Annotated in this window: 17 protein-coding genes; 10 read left to right on the top strand and 7 right to left on the bottom strand. The window is 60.4% G+C overall.

Translation table 11 applies throughout. From position 1 onward, the window contains the following. The first annotated feature begins 46 nt into the window (after nucleotides 1-46). The 5 genes from zwf to N805_RS22585 all read left to right on the top strand — a co-directional run bounded on the left by zwf (nucleotide 47) and on the right by N805_RS22585 (nucleotide 5,711). Nucleotides 47-1,489 carry a glucose-6-phosphate dehydrogenase gene (gene zwf / locus N805_RS22605; protein WP_019470255.1) on the top strand — a complete coding sequence of 481 codons (1,443 nt, stop codon included), beginning with the start codon at nucleotides 47-49 and terminating at the stop codon, nucleotides 1,487-1,489. An 89-nt stretch (nucleotides 1,490-1,578) separates the two neighbouring features. Continuing rightward, nucleotides 1,579-1,896, top strand: a complete 318-nt coding sequence (locus N805_RS22600) for a hypothetical protein (RefSeq protein ID WP_019470256.1) — start codon at nucleotides 1,579-1,581, stop codon at nucleotides 1,894-1,896. Nucleotides 1,897-2,014: 118 nt separating this feature from the next. Beyond that, on the top strand, nucleotides 2,015-4,201 hold the full coding sequence (uvrD, locus tag N805_RS22595; protein WP_019470257.1) for a DNA helicase II: 2,187 nt from the start codon (nucleotides 2,015-2,017) through the stop codon (nucleotides 4,199-4,201). 132 nt (nucleotides 4,202-4,333) lie between these two features. Further along, complete coding sequence (locus N805_RS22590) at nucleotides 4,334-5,188, top strand: Tim44 domain-containing protein (RefSeq protein WP_019470258.1); 855 nt, start codon at nucleotides 4,334-4,336, stop codon at nucleotides 5,186-5,188. Between the two features lie 115 nt (nucleotides 5,189-5,303). Then, nucleotides 5,304-5,711: an SMI1/KNR4 family protein gene (locus N805_RS22585; protein WP_016489874.1), complete on the top strand. Its 408-nt coding sequence runs from the start codon at nucleotides 5,304-5,306 to the stop codon at nucleotides 5,709-5,711. A 196-nt stretch (nucleotides 5,712-5,907) separates the two neighbouring features. Here the strand turns inward: N805_RS22585 and N805_RS22580 are convergent, their stop codons facing one another. Continuing rightward, nucleotides 5,908-7,668 (bottom strand): cation:proton antiporter, encoded by a 1,761-nt coding sequence (locus N805_RS22580; protein WP_019470259.1) that lies wholly within the window; start codon nucleotides 7,666-7,668, stop codon nucleotides 5,908-5,910. A gap of 342 nt (nucleotides 7,669-8,010) precedes the next feature. Between N805_RS22580 and N805_RS22575 the strand changes: the two genes are divergently transcribed. Next, nucleotides 8,011-8,496 (top strand): acyl-CoA thioesterase, encoded by a 486-nt coding sequence (locus N805_RS22575; protein WP_019470261.1) that lies wholly within the window; start codon nucleotides 8,011-8,013, stop codon nucleotides 8,494-8,496. On the opposite strand, the gene pdxY is transcribed toward N805_RS22575, so the two are convergent. Next, entirely contained in the window at nucleotides 8,493-9,365 is an 873-nt protein-coding gene (gene pdxY, locus N805_RS22570) for a pyridoxal kinase PdxY (RefSeq protein WP_019470262.1), read from the bottom strand. The two genes, N805_RS22575 and pdxY, sit on opposite strands and share 4 nt — an antisense overlap. Nucleotides 9,366-9,484: 119 nt before the next feature. Between pdxY and N805_RS22565 the strand changes: the two genes are divergently transcribed. Next, a complete protein-coding gene (locus N805_RS22565; RefSeq protein ID WP_019470263.1) occupies nucleotides 9,485-9,877 on the top strand; it encodes a DUF3301 domain-containing protein in 393 nt (130 codons plus the stop codon). On the opposite strand, the gene N805_RS22560 is transcribed toward N805_RS22565, so the two are convergent. Genes N805_RS22560 through zigA form a run of 3 tightly spaced genes read right to left on the bottom strand, consistent with a single transcriptional unit; the run spans nucleotide 9,878 to nucleotide 12,720 of the window. Continuing rightward, nucleotides 9,878-10,849, bottom strand: coding sequence for a CobW family GTP-binding protein (locus tag N805_RS22560; protein WP_019470264.1), 972 nt, complete (start codon nucleotides 10,847-10,849; stop codon nucleotides 9,878-9,880). It abuts the gene before it with no gap. A 39-nt stretch (nucleotides 10,850-10,888) separates the two neighbouring features. Continuing rightward, entirely contained in the window at nucleotides 10,889-11,515 is a 627-nt protein-coding gene (locus N805_RS22555) for a DUF1826 domain-containing protein (protein ID WP_019470265.1), read from the bottom strand. Then, nucleotides 11,512-12,720: a zinc metallochaperone GTPase ZigA gene (gene zigA, locus N805_RS22550; RefSeq protein WP_019470266.1), complete on the bottom strand. Its 1,209-nt coding sequence runs from the start codon at nucleotides 12,718-12,720 to the stop codon at nucleotides 11,512-11,514. Before zigA ends, N805_RS22555 begins: the two co-directional genes overlap by 4 nt. 115 nt (nucleotides 12,721-12,835) lie before the next feature. Here zigA and N805_RS22545 point away from each other — a divergent pair, with 115 nt between their 5' ends. After that, nucleotides 12,836-13,216 (top strand): hypothetical protein, encoded by a 381-nt coding sequence (locus N805_RS22545; RefSeq protein ID WP_026034338.1) that lies wholly within the window; start codon nucleotides 12,836-12,838, stop codon nucleotides 13,214-13,216. A 26-nt stretch (nucleotides 13,217-13,242) separates the two neighbouring features. After that, a complete protein-coding gene (folE2, locus tag N805_RS22540; RefSeq protein ID WP_019470268.1) occupies nucleotides 13,243-14,148 on the top strand; it encodes a GTP cyclohydrolase FolE2 in 906 nt (301 codons plus the stop codon). Here folE2 and N805_RS22535 read toward each other — a convergent pair. Further along, a complete protein-coding gene (locus N805_RS22535) occupies nucleotides 14,132-14,659 on the bottom strand; it encodes a DUF3617 domain-containing protein (protein WP_019470269.1) in 528 nt (175 codons plus the stop codon). The two genes, folE2 and N805_RS22535, sit on opposite strands and share 17 nt — an antisense overlap. A 131-nt stretch (nucleotides 14,660-14,790) precedes the next feature. Here N805_RS22535 and cls point away from each other — a divergent pair, with 131 nt between their 5' ends. Continuing rightward, nucleotides 14,791-16,230, top strand: a complete 1,440-nt coding sequence (gene cls / locus N805_RS22530; protein ID WP_019470270.1) for a cardiolipin synthase — start codon at nucleotides 14,791-14,793, stop codon at nucleotides 16,228-16,230. An 81-nt stretch (nucleotides 16,231-16,311) separates the two neighbouring features. Here cls and cfaB read toward each other — a convergent pair whose 3' ends face one another. Further along, complete coding sequence (cfaB, locus tag N805_RS22525) at nucleotides 16,312-17,496, bottom strand: C17 cyclopropane fatty acid synthase CfaB (protein ID WP_019470271.1); 1,185 nt, start codon at nucleotides 17,494-17,496, stop codon at nucleotides 16,312-16,314. Nucleotides 17,497-17,615 lie beyond the last annotated feature (119 nt).

Genomic DNA, 17,615 nt, shown 5'->3' with positions numbered 1-17,615 from the left:
CATGGACGCCAACCCGCCCAGTTAAACGAACGTGGAGAGTGGCGGTTTGACTATTCCTTGCGACATTCTGGTGTTCGGTGGCACCGGCGATCTGGCCCTGCACAAACTCCTCCCGGCGCTCTATCACTTGTATCGCGAGGCGCGCCTGAACAACGCGGTACGCATCATCGCCCTCGCCCGCCGCAACATAAGCCGTAACGAATACCTCAAGCTCGCAGAACGCCATTGCCGGGCTCAGATTGCCCGCAATGACTTCGACGAAGACGTATGGCAACGCTTTGCCGCGCGCCTCGACTACTTCGCCATGGATGCATCGCAAAGCGCCGACTTCGGCCGCCTGGCGCGCTACCTGGGCGAACCTGGCGGGCTGACGCGCATTTTCTACCTGGCCACCGCTCCCAACCTGTTCGTGCCGATTGCCAACCACCTGCGTAACGCAGGCCTGGCCGACCCCGAAGCGCGCATCGTGCTGGAAAAGCCGATTGGTCACTCGCTGGCCTCGGCCACCGCCATCAACGAAGCGATTGGCGCAGTGTTCGACGAAAACCAGGTATTTCGCATTGACCACTACCTGGGCAAGGAGACCGTGCAGAACCTGATGGCTCTGCGCTTCGCCAACGCCCTGCTTGAGCCGGTGTGGCGCAACAATCAGGTCGACCACGTACAGATCAGCGTTTGCGAAACCTTGGGGGTAGAGAACCGCGGCGGCTACTACGACCGCGCCGGGGCAACCCGCGACATGTTGCAAAACCACCTGCTGCAGCTGCTGTGCCTGGTGGCCATGGAGCCGCCTGCACAGTTCGAGGCTGAAGCGGTGCGCGACGAAAAGGTAAAGGTGCTGCGGGCCCTCAAGCCGATCACCGGCCAGGACGTGCAGGACAAGACCGTGCGCGGCCAGTACGGTGCCGGGCATATCGGCGGCCAGGAGGTGCCGGCCTATTACTTCGAAAAGGACGTCGACAACGACAGCGATACCGAAACCTTCGTGGCCATCGAAGCGCACATCGACAACTGGCGCTGGGCAGGTGTGCCCTTCTACCTGCGCACCGGCAAGCGCATGGCACGGCGCTCGTCGCAGATCGTCATTCAGTTCAAGCCGGTGCCCCACGAGCTGTTCAGCGGTGGCCAGGTCAACCAGCTGTTGATACAGCTGCAACCGGATGAACGCATCAGCCTGCGCATGAGGACCAAGAGCCCAGGCAGGGGCATGCGGCTGGAACCGGTCGAACTAGACCTGAACCTGGCTCAGGTATTCAGCCAGACCCGCCGCTGGGAAGCTTACGAACGGCTGCTTCTGGACATCGTGGAGGGTGATTCGACACTGTTCATGCGCCGTGATGAAGTAGAGGCGGCCTGGCACTGGGTCGACCCGGTAATCAAGGGTTGGCAGGAACACTTTCAGGCGCCACGCCACTACGCCGCCGGCAGCAATGGCCCGGAACAGGCCGTTAGCCTGCTGGCCAGGCATGGCAGGCATTGGTACAGCTGAAGCGCTTCGCTCTGCTTTGCCGGTAGGTGCTGCAAGCAATCTGTCGTTCGGAAGGTGCACACCGCGCTTTCCAGGACAGGAGTTTTACCATGATCATCGAATGCAAAGACTGGCAAGCCCAGCACGACAAAATGCCACCAGGCACTCGCCTGCGGGTGAACGGGACCATCACCGTAAGCCACCCAGGCATAGTGCCGGTACTGGTCAAGCGCAGAAGGCAGGACAAGTCCTTTGCACTGGCCCTGGAGCTTGAACTGCAGCAACAGGACGGTAACTTCACACAGGTTGTGTGCGACAAGGCAGTGACGTTCGAAACGCAAGACGAGCACGGCCTGATCCCGAGGGTGGACATTATCCACGACGGTAAACTGATCGCCTGCATCACCGACATCGTGGAAACCCATTGATGTAGACACGGTGGTTACTGCAGGCGGATGGCCTGCAGTGGCCGCTTTGCAGGCCTTGCAGGGTGAATATTCATACAGTGCCATTTACCCTTCCCCTGCTGCGCCCTAGAATGGCCCGATGCACACAGATGACCTCTCCCTCCTGCTGAACTCCCTCAACGATGCTCAACGCCAGGCCGTCGCGGCCAAGCTCGGGCGTCAACTGGTGCTTGCTGGCGCCGGCTCCGGTAAAACCCGCGTGCTGGTGCACCGCATCGCCTGGCTGATCCAGGTGGAGCAAGCATCGCCGCACTCGATCCTGTCGGTGACGTTCACCAACAAGGCGGCGGCAGAAATGCGCCATCGGATCGAGCAACTGCTGGGGATCAACCCGGCAGGCATGTGGGTCGGCACCTTCCACGGCCTGGCCCATCGCCTGCTGCGGGCCCACTGGCAGGAAGCGCGGCTGGTGCAGAACTTCCAGATCCTCGACAGCGATGACCAGCAGCGCCTGATCAAGCGGGTCATGCGCGAGTTGGGCCTGGACGAGCAGAAGTGGCCGGCACGCCAGGCCCAGTGGTTCATCAACGGGCAGAAGGACGAAGGCCTGCGCCCGCAGCATATACAGGCGGGGGGCGACCTGTTCCTGGCGACCATGCGCGAGGTGTATACCGCCTACGAACAGGCCTGTGAGCGCGCCGGGGTCATCGACTTCTCCGAACTGTTGCTGCGTGCACTGGACTTGTGGCGCGACCACCCGGGCCTGCTTGAGCACTACCAGCGGCGCTTCCAGCATGTGCTGGTAGACGAGTTCCAGGACACCAACGCCGTGCAGTACGCCTGGCTGCGCCTGCTGGCGCGCGGTGGTGCCAGCCTGATGGCGGTGGGCGACGACGACCAGTCTATCTACGGCTGGCGCGGTGCCAAGATCGAGAACATTCACCAGTACACCGCCGACTTCCCTGACGCCGAAATGATCCGCCTGGAGCAGAACTACCGCTCCACCGGCGGCATCCTCAAGGCCGCCAACGCCCTGATCGTCAACAACAGCGGGCGCCTGGGCAAAGAACTGTGGACCGACATGGGCGAAGGCGAACCGCTGACCCTGTACGCGGCCTACAACGAACACGACGAAGCGCGCTACGTGGTGGAAACCATCGAAAGCCTGGTCAAACAGGGCAATGCGCGCAACGAAATCGCCATCCTGTACCGCTCCAACGCCCAATCGCGGGTGCTGGAAGAAGCCCTGCTGCGCGAGCGTATCCCCTACCGTATCTATGGTGGCCAGCGCTTCTTCGAACGCGCCGAAATCAAGAACGCCATGGCTTACCTGCGGCTGATCGAAGGGCGTGGCAACGATGCAGCCCTGGAGCGGGTGATCAACGTGCCGCCACGCGGCATTGGCGAGAAAACCGTCGAAGCCATCCGCGAGCATGCCCGCCACAGCCAGGTGTCGATGTGGGAAGCCATGTGCCAGCTGCTGGCTGCCAAGGCCCTGAAGGGCCGCGCCGCCAGCGCCCTGGGTGCCTTCATCGAGCTGATCGAGGGGTTGGCCACCAAGGTCACGGACATGCCGCTGCATACCATGACCCAGACCACCATCGAGCAGTCCGGGCTGATTACCTATCACCAGGAAGAAAAGGGTGAAAAGGGCCAGGCACGGGTAGAAAACCTTGAGGAACTGGTCAGCGCGGCGCGCAATTTCGAGTCCACCGACGAAGACGCCGATCTTTCGCCGCTTTCGGCCTTCCTCGGCCATGCCTCGCTCGAAGCCGGCGATACCCAGGCCGACGAACACGAAGACAGCGTCCAGCTGATGACCTTGCACAGCGCCAAGGGCCTGGAGTTCCCGTATGTATTCCTGGTGGGCATGGAAGAAGGCCTGTTCCCGCACAAGATGAGCCTGGAAGAACCCGGCCGCCTGGAAGAGGAACGCCGCCTGGCCTATGTGGGGATTACCCGCGCCATGCGCCAGCTGGTCATGACCTACGCCGAAACTCGTCGCCTGTATGGCAGCGAGACCTACAACAAGGTGTCGCGTTTCGTACGTGAAATTCCGGCAGGCCTGATTCAGGAAGTGCGCCTGTCCAACAGTGTCAGCCGCCCGTTCAGTGGGGCCAAGACAGCCACCAACAGCAACCTGTTCGCCAATGCCAACATTCCGCAGACGGCGTTCAACCTCGGTCAGCGTGTGCAACATGCGGTATTTGGCGAAGGCGTGATCCTCAACTTCGAGGGTTCGGGCGCCCAGGCACGGGTGCAGGTGAACTTTGCCGAAGGCAGCAAGTGGCTGATGCTGGGGTATGCCAAGCTTGAGGCCATCTGAAGAACCAGGCCGCCCTGCCGGGGGGCCTTGTAACATTCAGGCAAAAGCTCGAAACACTATGTCGCTGGTCATGTGCCCGGGAACCTGTGCACCATGACGCGCGTGCAATCCACAACAGGGGATATCCCACTTATGCAACGTTTTCTTAGCATCGCACTGGCGCTCTGCGTTGGCCTGACGCTGAGCCTGGACGCCAACGCCAAGCGTTTCGGCGGCGGCAAGAGCTCGGGCTCCGCGCCTATCCACCAGACCCGCCAGGCTACGCCAACCACGCCTGCCGCCGCACCGGCTGCCGCACCTGGTCGTGCAGCTCCGGCCGCCAGCGGTGCTTCGCGCTGGCTGGGCCCACTGGCCGGCCTGGCCGCCGGTGGTCTGCTGGCGTCCATGTTCATGGGCGACGGTTTCGAAGGCTTCCAGATCATGGACTTCCTGATCGTGGCGCTGATCGCCTTCCTGGTGTTCCGCTTCATTGCCGCACGCCGCCGCCAGCAGCAGCCGCAAGTGGCCATGCCAGGCCATGCGCCGATGCAGCGTGAAGCTCACAACCAGCCTGCACAGCCATCGGTGTTTGGTGGTTCGGCCGCACCTGCCGCCGCCGCCCCGGTGATCAACGCCCCGGCCTGGTTCAACGAGCAAAGCTTCCTGGCTGCTGCCCGTAACCACTTCCAGTCGCTGCAGCAGCACTGGGATGCCAACGAAATGGACAAGATCACCGAGTTCGTTACCCCGCAAATGCTCGAGTTCCTCAAGCGTGAGCGTGCTGAACTGGGTGACGGCTTCCAGTCCACCTATATCGACAACCTCGAAGTACAGCTGGACGGTATCGACGACCGCGCCGACCGTACAGACGCCACCTTGACCTTCCGCGGCGTGTCGAAAAACTCGCGCTTCGACCAGGGCGAGGCGTTCAGCGAAAGCTGGCACATGGTTCGCGCCCCAGGCGAAAACCAGCCTTGGCTGGTCGCCGGTATCCGTCAAAACGGCTAACCGCTGCGTGCTGCACAAAAAAACCCCGGGCCTGTCCCGGGGTTTTTGCTTTTGCCAGAGTGGCCTACTAGGGTATAACGCGCAGCGTTGTCATCTAGGTCAGAGGAAGTGAACCGTGGAAGAAGTGATCGAACAACTCCGTGAAGCCAATCAGCCAGTGCCGGTGCCCCTTGAGCTTCCCGACGAGGACCAGTTGGTCGAAATCGAAGAAGAGCTGTTCATCAACATACCGTTCGTGTTCAAAGAGTTTCTACTGACCGTCAGCGACGTGGTGTATGGCTCGCTGGAGCCGGTGACTGTCACCGACCCACAATCGCACACCTACCTGCCCGACGTCGCCGCCAACGCCTGGGATGCCGGCGTGCCGCGTGACCTGATTCCGCTGTGCCAGGACGGCGACAACTACTACTGCGTAGAAGAAGACGGCACCGTGGTGCTGTGGGATGCAGAAGAGGAAATCGCCGGTGAAGACAGCTGGGAATCGGTGTGGCACTGGGCGCGGGATGTCTGGCTGGAGAGCTGATTTCAATCTCTGCAGCGCCTGTGCGATACCTGTGGGAGCGGCAAGCCTGCGAAGAGGCCGGTGCAAGCACAGGAAAATTTATGGCCCAGTGCCATCAATGTAGCTAGAATCGCCAGGCTTTCTGCGCCTGGCGACATTGCTACCGCTCCATCCCCTCGGACGACGATGAAATCTTGCGCAGGGAGCATTGCTCCCTTCAGTGCGTATTCTCGCGACTGTTTTCCAGCGTCTCCAGCAAGGCAATCTGCATGCGCGTATGCACGCGGATGAACCAGCGCCACAACAAGGCCACCACCACCGCGGCCACCACGGCAATGACCAGCAGTAACTCGCTGGTGGGCAGAATGCTTGCCGACAATGCCGACAGCAGCAGGAAAATCACCAGCAGCGACAACAGCGGGATAACCTCGGCGATCACGCGGCGCACACGCTGGGTATGCCGCCCGGCCATTTCCGGCTTCACGCCCATTTCTGCCAGCAGCATCGACAGTGCCTTGAGCTTGCGATAGGCCGCGATCAGGAACGGCAGCGACAGCAGCAACGCCGCCCCCCAGATAACCGCCTTCTGTTGGCTGGCGTCGCTGACCCACTCGCTGAGCCAGTTGCCGATCCGCTCTGCAAAGTACCCACCACTGAAGAAGATGGCGATCACCAGCGCCAGGTTCACCCCCACCTGCAACAGGATACGGCGGATCATCGCCGCCAGCATGGCGCTCTCGCCCTGCGGCTGGATGTTGCGCAACCACTCGCCATACAACGAAAGCACCCGCGCCAGGCGGCTGGGCACAACATTGCCAAGCTTCTGCGACAGCGGGTCGGCCGCACGGATCAGATAAGGCGTCAGCAGCGTGGTAATTGCCGATACTGCGACCGCGACCGGGTAAAGGAAGTCGCTGGTCACCTGCAAGGTCATGCCCAGCGCGGCGATGATGAATGAAAACTCGCCAATCTGCGAAAGGCCCATGCCCACCCGCAGCGATGTCCGCCCGTCATTACCCGCAATGAACGCCCCCATGCCACAGGAGAGCATTTTGCCCAGTACCACCGCCAGGGTGATGACCACGATTGGCCAGGCGTAATCGACGAGCACTTGAGGGTCGATCATAAGGCCGATGGCGACGAAGAAGATGGCGCTGAACAGGTCGCGGACCGGCTCGATCAGCCGTTCGATCTTCAGCAACTGGCGTGATTCGGCCATGATCGCGCCAATCAGGAAAGCGCCCAGCACCATGCTGTATTCCAGCTTCACCACCAACAGGCAGAAGCCGAAGCACAGGCCAAGCACGGTGATCAGCAGCATTTCGTTGCTTTCGAACTTGGCCACGTAGGCCAGCAGCCGCGGCACCAGCAGGATGCCGATGACCAAGGCAACGATCATGAACAGCGACAGCTTGCCCACCGTGGAGAACACTTCGCCCGAGCTGACCGTGCCGCTGACAGCGATGCCGGACAACAGCGCGATTATGCCGATACCGAGGATGTCCTCCACGATGAGCACGCCGAAGATCAACTGGGCAAAGCGCTCGTTCTTCATCTTCAGGTCATTCAGTGCCTTGACGATGATGGTGGTCGAGGAAATGGCCAGGATAGCGCCGAGGAATAGCGAATCCATGGTGTTCCAGCCGAACCAGCGGCCAATCTCGAAGCCGATCCAGATCATCAGCACGATTTCCAGGAACGCCGCGATGAACGCCGTGGCGCCAACCTTGAACAGCTTGCGCAGGCTGAATTCGAGCCCCAGGCAGAACATCAGGAAGATCACCCCCAGTTCGGCAAGGGTCTTGATGGTGTCTTCGTCATGGATCAGGCCGAATGGCGGGGTGTGCGGGCCAATGATGAAGCCGGCGACAATATAGCCCAGCACCACGGGCTGCTTTAGGCGGTGAAAGAGAATGGTGACCACGCCCGCGACCATCATGATGACTCCCAGGTCCTGGATAAAGCTGATGGCATGCATGGCGTGATACTCCTTTTCTCGTCTTTTTATGGATGCCTGGGCAGACCGCTCCTCTGCCAAGGCAAACCCGAGCGAGCAGCAAGTACATACTGTATTGAATGCAGGAAAGCCCATGTTGCATGGGCGTACTCAGGTTAACATCGCACCCGGCCGCAAAAAGCCGGTGCAATATGCAGAAACAGATCGGCTGGAAAAGCGCCGCTGATGGCATGATCAGCGTGACGATGGCGCGTCAGCCAACGTCCCGTATCAACAAGGCAAATTCAAAAGAGGGGAACAGAAGTGTCAGCAGATAACGCCCCCCATTCGCCCGATTCAGCGCAACCTCACCGTGAGCACACTATGGAACCTGGAAACGCCCAGCTGAGCATGACCGTCCTGATGACCCCGGACATGGCCAACTTTTCTGGCAACGTACATGGCGGCACCCTGCTCAAGTACCTCGACGAAGTGGCCTATGCGTGTGCCAGCCGCTACGCCGGTAGCTATGTGGTGACCCTGTCGGTTGACCAGGTCATCTTCCGCGAGCCCGTGCACGTGGGTGAACTGGTGACCTTCCTGGCGTCGGTCAACTACACCGGCAACACCTCGATGGAAGTCGGCATCAAAGTGGTGACCGAGAACATCCGCGAGCGCTCGGTGCGCCATTCCAACAGCTGCTTCTTCACCATGGTCGCGGTCGACGACAATCGCCGCCCGGTGCCGGTGCCGCCGCGCCAGCCGCACAGCAGCGAAGAAAAGCGCCGCTTCCTGCAAGGCCAGCAGCGTCGCCAGATCCGCCAGGAGCTGGAAAAGCGCTACCAGGACCTGAAAACCGACGCGAACTAAAGCGCCAGCACCTGCGCCTCGAAGCGCACCCGCGGGTGGGCGATGCGATCCTGAGCCCGTACCAGCTGCAGTTCGTAGCTGGCGCAGGCCTGGGTTTCCAGCAGCACTTCATGCACGGCTGCAGCGGTGAATTCGAACGCCTGCACCCAGCTGTCGCCGAGCAGCACGCGGGCCAGGAACAAACCTGAGGTCAGGTCACCCACCCCCACCGGCTGACGCGGGAACGCCAGCAGCGGGCGGCGCAGGTGCCAGCTTTGCTCGGCGGTCACCAGCAGCATTTCAAACTGGTCTTCGGCCCGCCCGGGGTAAACCAGGTGCTTGACCAGTACCACCTGCGGCCCACGCTGCAACAGGCTGCGCGCCATGCTCACGCAATCCTCCAGCGACTGCGCGCGGCGCCCACAGAAGCTGTCCAGCTCCAGCTGGTTGGGGCACAGAATGTCGGCCCGGGCCGCCGCCTCGTCAAGCAGGAACTCGCTGACCTCCGGTGGCACGATGCAGCCCTTCTCCGGGTGCCCCATGACCGGGTCACACAAGTACAAAGCCTTCGGGTTTACCGCCCTGATCCGCTCGACACCCGCCAGGATAGCCCGCCCCTGCTCGGCACTGCCCAGGTAGCCGGACAGCACCGCATCGCAGTGACCCAGTTCGCCAATGTTGGAAATACCTTCCACCAACGCTGGAATTTGCGCCGGGGCAAGCACTTCACCCGCCCACTGGCCATACTGTGTGTGATTGGAGAACTGCACGGTATTGAGTGGCCAGACATTGACCCCGATACGCTGCATGGGAAACACCGCGGCGCTGTTGCCGGCGTGGCCGAACACCACATGGGACTGGATGGCGAGCAGGTGCGGGGTACGTTTCATGCGGGGGTTTCCAAAGCTGTTTCAAGGATTGTGCGCAGCGCAGTATGAACTCGATTGCCACCTGTACGACAGGCCAGGGACGCAGTTAAGCTGGATCTACCTGTTTGGAGCATATGCAAATGTTGACCCTGGAGAACGTCCTCGTCCTGATGCTGGTAGCCACGGCAGGCGCCTGGTTGTGGCACAACCATGGGTTGCGCGAAAAAGCCCTGGAAAGGGTCAAACAGCACTGCGCCAAGCTCGACCTGGAGCTGCTCGACGATGCTGTCGCACTCAAGCGCATCGCCTTTGTCCGTGATGCCAATGGCCGCAAGCGCCTGGCACGCATTTATGCCTTCGAGTTCACCGTCACTGGCGAGCAACGCCACCCCGGTACCGTGACCCAGTTCGGCGCGCACAGCGTGCAGATCGAGCTGGCGCCCTACCCGTTCGAAATCAAGACCCCGCCACGCACCGATAACGTCATCGAGATGCAGCAGTGGCGCCAGGAACACAATCGCTGGCGCAACTGATCAGCTGACGCGGCATTCGCTCAACCCCGCTTGCAGTGTGGGTTGCGATTGCGGCTGATCAAAAATCAGCTCGATGCGGCTGTCCCTGCGCCAGTCACTGGTCTGCCACACGGGCATGTCACCATTGAGCCCATTGAATGACTGCCATCCTTCGACGCTGTGGATAACCCCTTTGGCACGCCGCCATGGCCAGGTGCGTAAGAACGCCTGTAGCCGCTGTGGATAAAACTGCTGTGCGGGATGCCAGCGCCAGCCAATGCTCCAACCTCCCTCCCCCTCCTGGGCAAGACAGATCGGCTGGCTGGGGTCTGTCCACAATATTGTTGGGGCACTCCCAAGATTGTCGACAATCTGGTTTTCCTCAAATGGGCTGTCGACAATCTGTAGGAGGGCGCCAGGAAGGCTTGATAACGGTACCTGACCCTGTACCGACCACATCACGTTCTTGTCGTTAAATTTATTAGTTATCAACAACTTAGATTTTTCATCCACAGCCTCTGACTTGTTGAAAACCACGTATTCAGACGCGTTGAAAGCCTGCTGTTGGGCCTCCGGAAGCGGCTCGTTTCGCGCCATGGATTGCGCATCGACAACCATCAACAACGGCTGAATTGTCAGCACTCCAGTCCACGGAGCCTGTTTCAGCTGAGCAAGCAGCTGCAACGGGTGACCCAGACCAGACGGCTCGATAAACAGCCGGTCAGGCCGGGATTTGCGCAACAACCGGCCCAGGCCCACCTGAAACGGCATGCCGTTGACACAACACAGGCAGCCCCCTGCAACCTCGCCAATGGTGATGCCGTCCTCGTCACGGCTGAGCAAGGCCGCATCCAGGCCAACCAGGCCGAATTCGTTGATCAATACCGCCCAGCGTTCGTTGCCTGGGCGCTGGGCCAGCAGATGGCGGATCAGGGTGGTCTTGCCGGCGCCCAGTGGGCCGGCAATCACATGGGTAGGTATGTTCTGCAGCATGGGATGGCTTCAGGCGGGGTGATGGCTCACTATGCGCCGTCAGGCCAGCCAGTCAAGGCTGAGCAGCAGGCGCCCCTGCTGGCCCGAGGGCGAGCGGTGCACCAGGCCTGCACCTTCGTTGCCCTGCCACTTCTCGCCCTTGAGTACGGCCACTTCACCCACGCTCAGATGCTGAATGTTATCCACAGGTGGTAGGGATGTGAGTAACTCACGGCGCGGGCTCTGATCCTCTCGCAACCACTCGCTACCCGGCCCCGCGTAGGTAGTGAGCAGCCGCAACGGAACGTTATCCACATGGAAGCGCGGGCACATGGGCCCAGCCAGTACCCGCAGACGCAAACCCACCCGCCGCGCGCCAACCAGGCAGGTGTACGCCCCCACCAACCAGGCCACATCGGCCACGAATGCTTCGTAACCGTGCAAGTCCGCCGCTTCGCGCAGCAAATCCGACAAAACCGGCAGGTGCCGCTCGTCCACATCGATCACGCGCTGATCAGCCAAGGTTTGCCCTAGGCTGACAACCACCTCGGCGAAATCCTCCAGCTGCGGCGGCAAGCGCCGGCGCCACACCGCCATGTTCACGCCGTCCTGCAAAACGTCAGTCAACACCAGCGGCGTTTCGCCAAACACCTGAAAGATATCCACAGCCTTGCGCGCCGGGTTCATGCTGCAGACTCCTGGTGCCAAGGGCCAAATGGATCGGGCATACGCAACCAGCCCATGTGCCCCAAATCCATTTCATCATCTGTCAACAGGCACGCATCAAGGGCTGTGGATAATTTTTTGAAGTCAATATTCTGCCCGATGAACACCAGTTCCTGCCGGCAGTCACCGGTCTCGGCGGCCCAGTGCTTCAATATCTCGGCAGTGTTATCCACATCCTGTGGCCACTGCTCGCGCGGTACGAAACGCCACCAACGGCCCGCCAGGCCGTGGCGCATCATGCCACCTGCCTGGGACCAGCTCCCGGCTTCCTGGTACTTGCTGGCCAACCAGAAAAAACCCTTCGAACGCAGCAGCCGACCATTGCTCCAAGGCTTGTGGATAAAGTCAAAAAAGCGTTGTGGATGAAGCGGCCGCCGGGCCTGCCAGGTCGTGGCCGCAATACCATACTCTTCAGTCTCTGGCACATGCTCGCCACGCAACTCTTGCAACCAGCCAGGCGCTTGGGCAGCCTGGTCGAAGTCGAACAGGCCCGTGTCCAGGATACGCGCCAGCGGCACCTGACCCATGACCATAGGCACGATCTGCGCCCGGGCGTTAAGGCTGCGCAAAATGGCCATGAGTTCTTCGCGCTCGTGCTGGCTGATCAGGTCGATTTTGCTCAGCAACAGCACATCGGCGAACTCCACCTGCTCGATCAGCAGATCACTGATCGACCGCTCGTCCTCTTCACCTAAGGTTTCACCACGGCTGGCCAGGCTGTCTGCTGCCTGGTAATCGCGTAAAAAATTCAGGCCATCGACCACAGTGACCATGGTGTCCAGGCGCGCCATGTCGGAAAGGCTGCGGCCCTGCTCGTCGCGAAAGGTGAACGTCTCGGCAACCGGCAGCGGCTCCGAGATACCGGTGGACTCGATGAGCAAATAATCGAAGCGCCCTTCTTCGGCCAGCCGCGCCACCTCTTCGAGCAGGTCTTCACGCAGTGTGCAGCAAATGCAGCCGTTGCTCATTTCGACCAGTTTCTCTTCAGCGCGGTTGAGGCTGACGTTGCGCTGCACCTCGCTGGCGTCGATGTTGATTTCACTCATGTCGTTGACGATGACCGCGACCCGCAGGTTGTCGCGGTTACGCAGCACATGGTTGAGCAAAGTGCTCTTGCCGGCGCCAAGGAAGCCAGACAGCACGGTGACAGGGAGACGATTGGACATGGCGAAACCTCTTCAGGCGAGCGCATTCGAAACGATGCATTGCACAATGTTATAAAGTAACAATACAATTTCGCCAAGCCGTTCTCGACGGACGAGTATTCACCGGGGATGAAAAATGAATCTGCCACGCGCCATGGTGTTGCTGCTGCTCACCATGCCCACTTCGCTGTTCGCCATGCCGAAGAGCAGCATGTTGGCGGTGTGTACACGCAGCGCGACACTGCTTGCCTGCCAGGACGGTAAGGGCAGTTATTACAGCGTGCGCAGCGAAGGCAGTACGTTCTACCTGCGCGGCTACGACTTCAGCAGCCGGCGCCTGTGGGCACAAACCAACAGCCGCTATGGCACGTTGACTTTTTTCACCGGCCTGGCCAGCGATGGCGAAGCCTGGGTGGGTTACAGCCGTCGCGTTGGCTGGACCACCCTGAACCGCGTATCCAGCTCCAGTGGGCAGCGCTTCAAGCTGCATTGCAGCTTGATCGGCGGTTGCCACTGATTGCCCCTTTTTGTTTGGAAAGCCAGATGACCCAGCTCAAGCTCCCCGACATCGCAGCACAAACCCTGGAGTACACCTTGCCTTTGGACTGGGTGGGCATGTGCGGGATCGCCGTGCCTCTGCAATTCGAAGGGCGCACCGTAGCTGCCAAAGTGGACGCAGGGGTAAGCCTGGTGGATGGCAGTTCACGCGGTATCCATATGTCTCGGCTTTACCTTGCCCTGGGGGCGTTAGAACATCAGCCACTCTCTGTGCTGGCAATCAGGCAGCTATTGGCGGATTTCTTGAGCAGCCATGAAGGCCTTTCCTCTGCCGCCTACTTGCGCCTCAGCTTCGAGCATCTGCTGAAAAGGCCGGCCTTGATCAGCCCATTGGCAGGCTGGAAAAGCTATGCCGTAACGGTCGATGCAAGGATAGAAAATGAAATGTTCCACGTGGAACTATCTGTTTCCGTCCCTTACTCCTCGACCTGCCCATGCTCCGCTGCACTTGCACGGCAGCTGATTCAGCAGCAGTTCCTGGACGATTTCAGCGAGGAGCAGGTCGAAAAATCCGCTGTGTTGCAGTGGCTTGGTAGCGCCGAAGGTATTGTGGCGACGCCCCACAGCCAACGAAGTACCGCGCACATCCAGGTACGGCTGTGCAGCAATCAGCACGTTTTACCCGTCACCGAGCTGATCAACTGCATTGAGACAAGCTTGGGGACAGCTGTGCAGACCGCGGTGAAACGTGCGGACGAGCAAGCCTTCGCCTTGGCCAACGGGCAAAACCTGATGTTCTGCGAAGACGCCGCACGACGCCTGCACAAGGCGCTTCGGCAAAAGGAATGGAGCACGGCCTTCAAGCTGCGCGTGGAACATGCAGAAAGCCTGCATGCCCACGACGCCGTCGCCACCAGCCAATGGCAATGGGACGTCAGGTGCGCGGTTTGACCGTGCCGCAGTCATTGCTCAGCCACACCGCACGGGTGTTCATGCTGCCTTGCTGCTGCACACCCGAAGCGTTGAAGGTACCACTAACCTGCGTGGTGAATTCCCGGTCACTGAGGAAGGTGGCCTGGCCAGTGCCCTGTGCCTTGGGGCAGCTGAACTGAAACTTCCACACATTACCGGTACGGTCGGTAATCTTCTGGGTGCAGCCAGACTTCGGGTCCTGCAGCGGGATGTCGTTGGTTGCCACCTGCTCTGGCGTCAGGCACGAACGCACGCCGTTACCACCAACCGTCACCCCTTGTTTGGCCAACACCCCTTCCATCATCGCGCGCTGCTCTGGCGGCAGGTTTTTCAACTGGCCGAGCATGAACTGCATGTCGGGTAACGGCTTGCCATCGACCTGCATGTTGCTGGTAGTCAGCTCCCACAAACCTGGTTGCAGCACCTGGGCATGCACCAGCGGGCTGCTCATGGCCAGGGCCAACGCCAACAGTGGCAGACGAATCTTCATGGACGATCGCTCCTGAAAAAACCGGCCAAGCGGGCCGGGCTGAACCTTGGACGCCAAATCCACCTTCGGGTTGCAAGGCGGACCGGGAACGTGTTCTGTTACCTCAAGTGTACTCGGCAAGCAGGATGCATATGGATTACCACAGCCCCTACTTTTTTGGTTACCTACTCGGACTGATTCACCTACTGGGTATCGTCGCCGCACTGCACGCGATCTTCACCGTGCGTACCGCCCAAGGCGCCATCGCCTGGGCCATGCCTTTGGTCTTCATCCCCTACCTTACCTTGATCCCTTACCTGATCTTCGGCGCCCGCTCGTTCTATGCCTACATCAAGGCCAGGCGGCAGGCCAACCAGGAAATGCACGTGGCCATGGCCAGTCTCAACTGGCGGCCTTGGGTGGAAGAAGCCCTAACCGCACGTGAATCAGAAAGCTACGCAGCCCTGCGCGCCATGCCCAAACTTGGGCGCATGCCCTGCCTGGCGAACAACCAGGTGAAGTTGCTGATCGATGGAAAAGCCACGTTCGATGCCATCTTCGCCGCCATCGAAAAAGCCCGGGATGTGGTGCTGGTGCAGTTCTTTATCATCCATGACGATACCTTGGGCAAGGCATTGCAACAGCTGCTGCTGCGCAAGGCTGCCGAAGGGGTACAGGTGTTCGTGCTCTATGACCGCGTGGGCAGCCATGCATTGCCAGCCAGGTACAGCCAGCAGCTGCGCGACGGTGGTGTACAGATTCATGCCTTCGCCACCCGCCGCGGTTGGTTCAACCGCTTCCAGGTAAACTTCCGCAACCATCGCAAGATCGTGGTAGTGGATGGCCTGCTGGGTTTCATCGGTGGGCACAACGTGGGTGACGAATACCTCGGTGAGCACCCTAAGCTTTCCCCTTGGCGTGACACCCATGTGCAGATCAGCGGGCCGGTGCTGGCCTGCCTGCAGGAGTCGTTTGCCGAGGACTGGTACTGGGCCACGCGCCAGCTGCCGCCGCTGATCCTGCCGGACACCTACCCGGATAACGGTGTGCTGTGCCAGGCCTTGGCCAGCGGCCCCGCCGACCCGCAGGAAACCTGCTCGTTGTTCTTCCTCGAAGCGATCCATTCCGCTACCCGACGGGTGTGGATCACCAGCCCCTACTTCATCCCGGACGAGGCAGTGTTCGCCGCCTTGCGTCTGGCGGTGCTGCGCGGGGTCGATGTGCGGGTGCTGATCCCGTCACGGCCAGACCACCGAGTGGTCTATGCCGCTTCCAGCCTGTTTGCCTTCGAAGCGGTGCGCGCGGGTGTACGCATGTTCCGCTATCAGCCGGGCTTCCTGCATCAGAAGGTGGTGCTGGTGGATGATGATGTCAGCGCGATCGGCAGTGCCAACCTGGACAACCGCTCGTTCCGTCTGAACTTCGAGATCACCCTGCTCACCGTCGACCGCAACTTCGCCGACCAGGTGGAGAAGATGCTGATCAATGACTTTGAACAGTCCCGGGAAATTACTGCGGAGGACACCCTCGACACTCATCGACTGCAGCAATTGGGGATGCGGATTGCACGGCTGATTTCGCCGATTCTTTAAGCTAAGCAGTCTGAATGTGGGAGCGGCCTTGCGGCCCTTTCGCGACACAAGGCCGCTCCCACAAAATCCGCATCTACATGTTTAGCGATACAGGTCTTCGCGCGTCCAAGGCAGATCGTGGTGGCCATCCGCATAAGGCTTCACTGCCAAGATCTGGTGCAGGTTGATCCAGCCCTTCTCAAAGGCATATGCACAACCTGCAAGGTACAGGCGCCAGATGCGCAGGGTCTTTTCCGGCACCAGCGCCGCCGCCTTGTGCAACTGGTTCTCCAGGTTTTCGCTCCAGTGGTGCAGGGTCTTGGCGTAGTGCAGGCGCAGGCTTTCCACGTCCACCACCTCCAGCCCTGCTTCACAGATGCTGGCGCTGATCATCGACAGGTGAGGCAGCTCGCCATGGGGGAACACATAGCGGTCGATGAACTCACCTGCGCCACGCCCGACCGGGCGGCCATCGATGTGCTTGGCGGTGATACCGTGGTTCATCACCAGCCCCCCTTCCCTCACGGCGCCGAACAATTTCTGGCAATACAGCGCCAGGTTGGCATGCCCGACATGCTCGAACATACCCACGCTGACAACCTTGTCGAAGCGACCGTCTTGAGGCAGGTCACGGTAGTCGAGAATCTGCAGGTCGACTTTGTCAGCCAACCCTTCGGCCTTGACCCTCTGCCGGCCAAGCTTGAGCTGCTCTTTACTCAAAGTGATACCGAATACCTTGGCGTCATATTCCCGTGCAGCGAAGCGCGCAAGGCCACCCCAACCACAGCCAACGTCCAGCAGGTAGTCGCCGGCATTCAGGCGCAACTTGCGACACAGGTGATCGAACTTGTCCTGCTGGGCCTGATCGAGCGTGTTATCAGCCTCGCGAAAGTAAGCGCACGAATAGGCCATGTCCTGATCCAGCCACAGCCGGTAGAACGCGTTGGAAACATCATAGTGATAGGAGATGGCTTCAGCGTCAGTACGCTTGTCATGGGCAAGCCGAGTCGGCGAAGCCTCTTCGAGATCAGGCAACAGCGCCTCGCTCAGCTCATCGCATACCCGGATGGCTTCGCCGATATCGCCTTCCAGCTCCAGCTTGCCTTCGACGAACGCCGTGCCCAACTGCTCCAGGCTCGGGTGCGTCAACTGGCTGATCAACTGTGGCTCTTTGACCAGGATGGTGACCTGCGGGCTAGGCCCCAGATCGAACTGGTTACCGTCCCACAATTTCAGCCGCAGCGGCAGATGCAGGCTCTGCAGTGCAGGTGGAAGTTGCGCGAGCATGAACAACCCTCCTATCCATGTTTGACTACGACGCCTTAAATTTCGAACGTCGCCGGATCAGAGTAGTTCATTGGTGGGATGTTTCCTCTAAACGAGACCAAGGTCTAGAACCAACGGGT

It is taken from the genome of Pseudomonas putida S13.1.2 (assembly GCF_000498395.2).
GTDB classification, from domain to species: Bacteria; Pseudomonadota; Gammaproteobacteria; order Pseudomonadales; family Pseudomonadaceae; genus Aquipseudomonas; species Aquipseudomonas putida_Q.
Note: the sequence above shows the minus strand (reverse complement) of the source record. Positions and strands in the feature narration are given on the sequence as shown.